The organism is Marinobacter sp. UBA5687 (genome assembly GCF_002420325.1).
GTDB classification, from domain to species: Bacteria; Pseudomonadota; Gammaproteobacteria; order Pseudomonadales; family Oleiphilaceae; genus Marinobacter; species Marinobacter nauticus.
This window is the reverse complement of the sequence record NZ_DIHV01000096.1, coordinates 29,311-37,488: the sequence shown is the minus strand read 5'-3', so window position 1 is coordinate 37,488 and position 8,178 is coordinate 29,311. Positions and strand designations below refer to the sequence as shown.

Annotated in this window: 7 protein-coding genes and 1 pseudogene; 4 read left to right on the top strand and 4 right to left on the bottom strand. The window is 58.7% G+C overall.

The features are described 5' to 3' along the window. Positions 1 to 220: pseudogene (locus B3Y70_RS10130) on the top strand (DUF4124 domain-containing protein); the annotation flags it as partial. A 26-nt stretch (positions 221 to 246) separates the two neighbouring features. Here the strand turns inward: B3Y70_RS10130 and B3Y70_RS10125 are convergent. The 4 genes from B3Y70_RS10125 to B3Y70_RS10110 form a co-directional block, all read right to left on the bottom strand. Then, on the bottom strand, positions 247 to 1,341 hold the full coding sequence (locus B3Y70_RS10125) for a rhomboid family intramembrane serine protease (protein ID WP_023012133.1): 1,095 nt from the start codon (positions 1,339 to 1,341) through the stop codon (positions 247 to 249). A 43-nt stretch (positions 1,342 to 1,384) separates the two neighbouring features. Continuing rightward, complete coding sequence (locus tag B3Y70_RS10120; RefSeq protein ID WP_011787111.1) at positions 1,385 to 1,717, bottom strand: hypothetical protein; 333 nt, start codon at positions 1,715 to 1,717, stop codon at positions 1,385 to 1,387. A gap of 66 nt (positions 1,718 to 1,783) precedes the next feature. Further along, on the bottom strand, positions 1,784 to 2,482 hold the full coding sequence (locus B3Y70_RS10115; RefSeq protein ID WP_014422950.1) for a PspA/IM30 family protein: 699 nt from the start codon (positions 2,480 to 2,482) through the stop codon (positions 1,784 to 1,786). Between the two features lie 14 nt (positions 2,483 to 2,496). Beyond that, the gene (locus B3Y70_RS10110) at positions 2,497 to 2,901 is read right to left on the bottom strand and encodes a YjfI family protein (protein WP_011787109.1); all 405 of its coding nucleotides are present in this window, start codon (positions 2,899 to 2,901) and stop codon (positions 2,497 to 2,499) included. Positions 2,902 to 3,106: 205 nt separating this feature from the next. On the opposite strand from B3Y70_RS10110, the gene B3Y70_RS10105 reads away from it, so the two are divergent. The 3 genes from B3Y70_RS10105 to B3Y70_RS10095 all read left to right on the top strand — a co-directional run. After that, on the top strand, positions 3,107 to 3,733 hold the full coding sequence (locus tag B3Y70_RS10105) for a hypothetical protein (RefSeq protein WP_286894570.1): 627 nt from the start codon (positions 3,107 to 3,109) through the stop codon (positions 3,731 to 3,733). A 43-nt stretch (positions 3,734 to 3,776) separates the two neighbouring features. Continuing rightward, complete coding sequence (locus B3Y70_RS10100; protein ID WP_286894571.1) at positions 3,777 to 5,780, top strand: flotillin family protein; 2,004 nt, start codon at positions 3,777 to 3,779, stop codon at positions 5,778 to 5,780. 89 nt (positions 5,781 to 5,869) lie between these two features. Continuing rightward, a partial coding sequence (locus tag B3Y70_RS10095) for a DNA repair ATPase (protein ID WP_288589732.1) occupies positions 5,870 to 8,178 on the top strand: 2,309 nt, incomplete at its 3' end.

Below are 8,178 nucleotides of genomic sequence, written 5' to 3'. Positions count from 1 at the left end.
GCGGGAGGAGCGTCAGGCCAAAGAGGCGAAAGTCCGGCAACAGGCCGAAAAGCAGGAGGAGCTATGCCGGAATCTCCAGGCCCGTCTCAAGCACCTGGAGAGTGTTTCGACCTTCTACGATATCAATGAGAAGGGTGAGCGGGAGTACGTGTCAGAGGAAGAAAATCAGCAGATTCGGGACCGTTTCCGCGCCAAGGTTAAAGAAACCTGCGGCGAGTAGGTACCTATTGCGATTAACCGGCAAGGCTACCGGTTAATCGCAGCCTCCGGCTGATTCAGCATCGCAATAAGCGGATTTTTCCGCAGCACATAATCCCGCAACAGGTAGCCAAGCAGTAACCCCAAACCAAAGCCGCCCAGATGCGCGGCCCACGCCACGCCGCCCTGGGCGGTGAACATCCCGAACAGGTTTATCAGGCTCCAGATCAGGAAGTACCAGTGAGGTGCGAGTTTCTTCTGGTAAACAATGATCATGAAGGTAAGACTGGCGTGTCGGAACCACATCAGGTAGAGGCCGAACAGGGCAGCGATGGAGCCACTGGCCCCGACCAGCAGCAGGGGGCCCTGGCTTGCATCGAACAACAGCAGTTCCGCAAGGGCCGCCATAATGCCGGCAAACAGGTAGAGTGCCAGGAAGGCACCATGCCCCAGCGCATCTTCCAGGTTGTCGCCGATAATCCACAGAAAGTACATGTTCCCGACCAGGTGCATCAGGCCACCGTGCACAAACTGATAGCTCAGCAACTGAAGCACAAAATGTGACGGGCTTTGGGTGTCGGAGTTCAGTCCCAGGTTTACGAAGATCCACTCATTAGCCTCAGGGGACAGCGCTCCAACACCAAACACCAGGGCACAGAGGAACACCAGGGTTCGGGTAACCCAGGGGGTGCGGTGGGGTTTTACGTTGTATTCCACCGGCATTGCGGTCAGGAACTGGAACAGCCAGGATTTCCAGCTCACTTTCTGGTTCAGGTCTTTAAGGGCCTGCTTCAGTTGCGGCGACTGCATTACCTGATCGACTTCGTGTTTGTCGAGCCAGACGCCGTCACAGCCGGGGCAGCAGTCAATTTCCGTGGTGTAGTGAGCAAGCAATTGGTAGTGGGTCATGGGCACGCGGCACCGCCGGCAAAGCCGGTCGCTGGTGCGAAGCGCGGGGCCGAGGTGCTGCTCGTGATCGTACTGGTCTACGCCGTCATGATGCTCGGCAATCGCCTGATTTAACGCGCCATCTTCAAACCATAGCCCGTGGCACAGGCGGCAGTCGAATATGGAGGGATGGCTGGAGGAGTCCAGGCTTGCGGTATTGCAGGCCGGGCACTGTCGATAGCGGTTTCTGGGCATGACGTCCTTTTCCTGGTAAAGCGGTTTCTGAAGCGCCTGGCGATTACTGGTCCGAGGCAGTCAGATACTGCCTGGCAAATCCCTGCAACTCCTCCGCCACGCGCTGGCGAATAGCGGCACGATCCTGCGGATCCAGTTCGTACTTGCGTGCCAGCAGTTCGAAATCCTCGTCTTTGAGGGTTACCGTCAGTCGCGGGCGGGCACGGCCTTTACGGTAGGGCAGGTGGAGCACCTTGCGCACCATGTCGGCGGTCGTCATATCCTGCATGGCCGCCGACACGCGAAAGGCGCGCTGGATGTCGTTGGACAGGTCGAAGGCCATCTGTACCGCCTGAACGGCCTGTTCTTCTCGGGACCAGTCCTGTTTCTTCGCCATGGGGTTGCCTGTGAGAGCGCCTTTGAGGTGCTTGAGTGAGCGCCCCGAACTCGGGGCGCTCAGGGTTTACGGGTTTGCGTTGCCGCCCTTGAGGCGTGCCAACACATCGTTGACGGCATCCTGTTCGCCGTCAATGCCGGCGGCTTTCAGTTTTTCGTCCAGATCTGCGCCGGTCAGCTCTTTTTCCAGGGTGGCGCTGGCGGTCTGGCGGTCTTCTTCCCGGGCCTGGCGCTCGCGAATCCGTTCCAATGTCTCTTTCGCGGTGCTCAGGGAGGACTGCTGGCTGTTGATGTTGGTGTCAATCTGCGCGGTGGTGCGTAGCACCCGCTCGTTGGTCTTCACCACTTGCAGTTCCCGGCGGTAGTCGGCCAGCTGTTTCTCGGCTTTCTGAACCCGGTCTTTCAGGCCCACAATGCGCTGTTGCAGCAATTCCCGGGTTTGGGTCAGCTCCGAAGCGCGGCGCTCATGGCCAACAATTCGCTCGGCCACTTCCCGGGCCAGGTCTTCCTGGCCAGCCGCGATGGCTTTGCGGGCATCGTCTTCACGCTTGGCGGCGCTGTCCTGCTCGGTACGGATCTGTCGGGCCAGGGAGGCCGCTTCGGCCATCAGTGACGCCAGCTCCTGCTTGGCCTGTTTCAGCTCATGCTCGGAATCGCGCAGTTCCTGTTCCAGAATCCGGTTGCCCTGGCCGTCGACAACGGCTTCACCCAGTTCGTTCACACCCCCGCGCATGGCGGTCAGGATTTTTTTAAGTACGGTTCTCATGTCTCAGCCCTCACTCAAGCCAGGTAGTCTTCAAAAGTCTGTAACAGGTCGATGGCATTCTCGGCGAGGGTTACCAGTTCCTGCATGATCTCGCTGGTGCCGGACGTGGGGCTCAGTGCGCCATAGACCACATAGTGCTGGCCGGTTTTGCCAAGAGAGCTTAAGGGCATGGGAACACTGATGCGCAACATGTTTTCATGCAGCTCGTTCAGACGTTCCGGGGCCAGTTCCTGTTCGTCGAAAAGGTACGCAAGGCACAGAATCTGGGTGTCGGTTACGGTAATATACACCGGTGTTTCTTCGGCGCCGGACACGATTACCTGCAGCACCGGTTCTTCGCCGGCAATGGGCATGACATCGAAGGTTCGGCCAGCATGGGTGGCGTCACCCAGGGCCAGGGTGAGAGATTGGGTATCCACGAATAGCTCCTTCCTGTGGCGTTGAATCGGTTCGGCCGATCGGGACGAACCTTGTCCTGTCGCTTGACATTTTATGTCAATCATCCGAGTCTATACCTCGCAATTAAACATTTGCAAGAAATAGTTTGTTTACGTTATAAACAACTCGTCAGTCTGACACGGACTGTCGCCCAGTGGATTTACCAGAACGGATGTCTGGTCGCGTATGGATACATTCTTTGCAATTGCCTTCTCCTTCCCCACGGTCATTTTTTCCGTATTGTTGTGCGTGGCCATCGTTTACTGGCTGATTTCCCTTGTGGGTCTGGGCGATATCGAGGCAGATGGCGATATTGATGCCTCCGGCGACTTCTCCGGCCTGATGGTGACCCTGGGGCTCCAGGGTGTCCCGCTGCCACTCGTGCTTACTCTGTTGTTCCTGATTGCCTGGTTGGCGAGCTATTTTGCGGAGCTGTTGCTCGGTGCACTGGTGCCTGATGGTTTCCTGCATGCACTGTTCGGGCTGGCGATCATCGCCGGCTCTCTGGTGATGAGTGTTCTGGTGACCGCGGTTGTTATCCGCCCACTGCGGCCACTGTTCCGGCGGGCGTATTTACCCCCGCTTCAGAAACGTATTATCGGTACCGCTTGCGTGATTACCTCAGCAACGGTGACTGAAACCAAAGGCCGGGCAGAAGCGATTCTGGACGGTGCCCATCTGGTGCTGCAGGTCCGCAGCCATACGCCTTTGGCGCATCGCGAGCGCGCGGTGCTGATCGAACATATTCCGGACAAGAACGCCTGGTGGGTGGTTCCGGAAGCTGAATTCCTTGCCGGCGAATCGGCCGGTTAATCCCCGCACCTACTCCCTTCAATCAGCGCAGGAGAATGACTAAATGGACTTATCTTGGATGATGCCAGCAATCATGACCGTCGGGGTCCTGGTTCTGCTGATACTGGGCATACTGGCCCTGTTCAAGGCGTTTTACCGCAAGGTGGACCAAGGCCAGGCCCTGATCGTGAACGACCTGTCGCCCACGCCCAAGGTGTATTTCACCGGGGCCATGGTGCTGCCGGTTATCCACCGCGCCGAGACCATGAAAATCTCGGTCATTACCCTGGAGCTTAACCGTACCGGCAAGGAAGGGCTGATCTGTAAGGACAACCTGCGGGCCGACATTACTGTCGCCTTCTACCTGCGGGTGAATGAAACCCAGGAAGACGTGCTGCGCGTGGCCAAATCGGTGGGTGTGGGCCGTGCCTCAGACCGCGATGCCGTGAACGAGCTGTTCAATGCCAAGTTCAGTGAAGCGCTGAAGACCGTTGGTAAGAAGCTCGAGTTCATGCAGCTGTTTGAGGAGCGTCAGCGCTTCCGCGATTCCATCGTCGAGACCATCGGGGAAGACCTGAACGGTTATGTGCTGGAAGACGTGGCCATCGACTACCTGGAGCAGACGCCGAAGACCTCACTGGATCCGAACAACATCCTGGATTCCGAGGGCATCAAGCGGATTACCGAAATCACCGCCCTCCACAATGTGGAAACCAACCGTCTGGAGCGGGACCAGGAGCTGGAAATCCAGCGCAAGAATGTGTCGGCCCGGGAAGCGTCGCTGGAACTGGAACGCAGCCAGGCCGAAGCCGAAGCGCGCCAGCGCCGGGAAATTGAAACCCTGCAGGCCCGTGAGACTTCGGAAACCGAGCAGGTGCGTGAGCAGGAGCGGGCCCGTGCCGAAGCCGCTCGTATCAAGACGGATGAAGAACTGGCGATTGCGGACGAAAACAAGCAGCGCCAGATTGAAATGGCCATTAAAGCCCGCGAGCGTGCGGTGCAGATTGAGGAAGTGCGTATTCGCCAGGCCCGGGAGCTCGAGGATGTTAACCGTGAGCGGGCGGTGGAAATCGAGCGCATTGGCATGGAAAAGGCGCTGGAAGAAGAACGCAAGGAAATTGCCGATATCACCAGCCAGCGTATTGCCGTTGAGCGCAACGTGGCGGAAGAGGAAGAGAACATCAAGGATGTTCGCAACCGCTCCGAAGCAGACCGCTTGAAGGTGAAGAAAGTGGTGGCGGCTGAAGCCGATGCCGAAGAACTGAAGCTGAAAGATGTAAAAGCGGCCGAGGCGGCGTTTGAGCGCTCCAAGCTGGAAGCCGAGCAGATTCGGGTCACCGCCCAGGCGGAAATGGATGCAGCTGAGAAGAAATCGGTGGCTGATGAGAAACTGGCCCGTGGTCGCCAGGCTATGGCCGCGGCCGATGGTCTTGCCGAAGCGCAGGTCAAGGAAGCTCAGGCGTCTGCTATCCGGGCTGATGGTCTGGCCCGCGCCGAGGTCAAATCGGTTACCGCCAAGGCCGATGAAGAAGCCGGCATGGCCGAGGTTCGGGTGCTTGAGCAGCGTCTGGAAACCGAAGCCATGGGTGAAGAGAAACTGGGTGTTGCCAAGGCCGATGCCCGTAAGGCTATGGTTCTGGCCGAAGCCGAAGGTGAGCAGCGCATGGGCCACGCCAAAGCCGAAGCCCGCGAAGCCATGGCCAAGGCCGAAGCGGCTGGTCTGGTTGAGAAACTCAAGGCCTACGATGGCATGTCTGAGGAATCCCGTCACTTTGAAGAGTTCCGCATGAACCTGGAAGTTCATGAGAAGGAAGTGATGGCCCAGATCGACGCCCAGAAGGCTGGAATGCTGGAAAATGGCCGGGTTATGGCTGCTGCCCTGAAAGACGCCAAGTTCGAAATGATCGGCGGCGACGGCGGCATTTTCGAGAAGTTTGCCCAGGGCCTTGGCTACGGCAAGAGTGTTCAGGGCGTGCTGGACAAGTCCCCCTCGCTGCAGGCGGCGCTCTCGAACATTGCCGGCCGGGTGGCAGGTGAAAAGCCTAACCGCAGTTCCGAGACGGCCTGATAAGGCCGATGGCTCCCGGTACCGGACCCAAGGTGCCGGGAGTGCTTTCCCCTAACCGCATTCCCCTCTTTGGTTCAGGATGATTTGGTATGTCGACGGATCGCACCGAGCTCGAAAGCATTGTTCAGGAAGGTTCAGCCTTTGAAACCATCAAGCGCCGGCTGAAAGAGCAGGGCGGCCAACTGCGTGAGCAGGTGTCCGGGCTGAACCAGGCCCGCGAAGAGATCTTTGGCAGTGCCGGCATGAACGTGCTGGGCCGGGCCCGGGTGCGAACCGAAAACAACGCCATCGCCCGGGATGTGGTGCGTCTGGGCGACAAGCTGTTGTTCGGTTTCAATCTGCAGCTGGGCTTGCGCAAGACGCTGGTGATTGAGGACGTGTTCCGGCTGTACCACCTGAACGACGGCGACAGCGGGTTCGAGATGACCGAAGCGGCCATTGAGGGTTCGTTTCTCAAGGATGAACGCTTCGCCACCGACTTCCGGGAACTCCAGCAGTACTACAACACCGCCACGCTGTCGCAACTGGTGATTCTCAAAGGCATGTTGCTGATGGCGTTCCGCATCGGTGACAAGCTTGATGATCTTCGGGTGTTTCGCTGGGAACTGAAGCCTGATGGTGAGGTCAGCCGCTACATTGATAATCGCGGCGAGCGCGATCTGTCTTTCCCGGAACGTTTCAGTTTTCCCTGGAAAACCGTGGGCCGCGACAGCCAGGTTCAGGGCCGCTCTCCGCACCTGAACATCGCCGACACCCTGTTTGTGGATAACCTGCGGGGCAACATTACTTTCAAGGTGGAGAACAACACCTCCACCGGCGAAGGCATCTACTCGGACCCGGTGGAGTCCGATTCCCAGTCACTGGACGACGCCAGCTTCGATTTTGCCGATCTGGGCGAGATTCTGCTGGTGCGGATTCTGCCGTTTAACGAAGAACACTGGCGCTACTACCTGTTCAACCGCACCGAGCGCAAGATCGAGCGGGTTGACGCCATGGCCGGTTCCGTCGCGTCGCTGCCGGACAATCACGGCCTGATTTTTCCGTCGGGTTACTACCTGAGTACCGGCGAGCTGAAAACCTTCCAGATTCCTGACGGGGATTTCCGGCTAAAGCGTACCTTGCGGGCCCCCAACGGTGAAGACATGCTGTATGTCTTCTTCGAACAGCGCACTGGTCAGGTGATCCTGTTCCGCTACAACCTGATTCGCAAACAGGCGGATGTGCCCCTGATTGGCCACGGCTACGCCCTGTTCGAAAACGGGCATCTGGTGATTTTCAATGCCGACAAGGAACCTACGCTGGTGCACCCGTTGCAGGTGTGGGAAACGCCGTTCACTTCTGAAAGTTTCCACGCTGCGGCGAACGTCGCCAACGATTCCGAGCTGGCGCGCATTGGCAATCCCGAGCTGGTTCGGGGAATTGCCGAGCTGAATACGGTGGTTACCCTGGTGGAGGGCGCCAGCGCCAGTGAGCGGCATTTCACCAACCTGATTCGCACCGTGGACCGTATTCTGGACCAGTTTTTCTGGCTGTCAGCGCGCCAGGAAGAAGCCTTGTTTGCCGGGTTAAATCAACAGCTTAGCACCATCCGAGGCACCGCAGAGCTGGTGCTGGATGAGTATGAGAAAGTCCAGAGTATTCGCGCCCAGACCGAAGCTGCCATTACCGAGGTCGCTCAGGACCAGGGCGCGTTGATGCGGGACCTGAAACCGGATAGCTGGAAAGCACCGGATCAGTTTGTCAGTTACCTGGCACGTTTGCGCGATCATCGCGGCCGGGTGCGAACTCTCAATGATCGGCGCTATGCCGACAAAGCCCGTATCGACAGTCTTGAAGAGGAGCTGGCCGAGGCTGAGGGCCGGCTGACCGAGCGCACCTTCCGTTTCCTGGCGTCGCCGGAGGCGCTGGATGGCTACCGCCAGACCCTGACCGAGTTGCAGACTGCGCTGGCCGAGGCCGACAGCCGGGATGCCCTGAAGAAGATTGTCGATCGCTATCGGGAACTGACCGAAGGCCTGGACATGATCCAGGGCATGCTGGCGTCGATGGGCGGTGACGATGCCGCGCTGGAAACGGCGATCACCGATAATATCTCCGGCATCTACGCCACCATCAACCAGCAGCGTTCCGAAGCGGAAATCCGGCTGAAAGAGCAGGGCAGTGCGGAAGCCCGGGCCCAGTTCGCTGCACGCATCCGGCTGTTTGAGCAGAGCCTGGCGAACGGCGTCAGCGCGCTGTCGGATGTGCGCGAATGCGATGGCCTGATGACCCGGATGCTGGATCAGCTGCAGGAGCTGGAAAGCCAGTTTGGCGAATATGACGAGTTCCTGGCGGCCATTCTGGAGCAGCGTGAGAACGCCCACGAGAGCATCGAGGCACGGCGCCAGCAGCTCCAGGA

Excerpts from the sequence above, each read along its gene's own strand:
- B3Y70_RS10125 (WP_023012133.1), bottom strand. The coding sequence starts at position 1,341 with ATGCCCAGAAACCGCTATCGACAGTGCCCGGCCTGCAATACCGCAAGC.
- B3Y70_RS10120 (WP_011787111.1), bottom strand. The coding sequence starts at position 1,717 with ATGGCGAAGAAACAGGACTGGTCCCGAGAAGAACAGGCCGTTCAGGCG.
- B3Y70_RS10115 (WP_014422950.1), bottom strand. The coding sequence starts at position 2,482 with ATGAGAACCGTACTTAAAAAAATCCTGACCGCCATGCGCGGGGGTGTG.
- B3Y70_RS10105 (WP_286894570.1), top strand. The coding sequence starts at position 3,107 with ATGGATACATTCTTTGCAATTGCCTTCTCCTTCCCCACGGTCATTTTT.
- B3Y70_RS10100 (WP_286894571.1), top strand. The coding sequence starts at position 3,777 with ATGGACTTATCTTGGATGATGCCAGCAATCATGACCGTCGGGGTCCTG.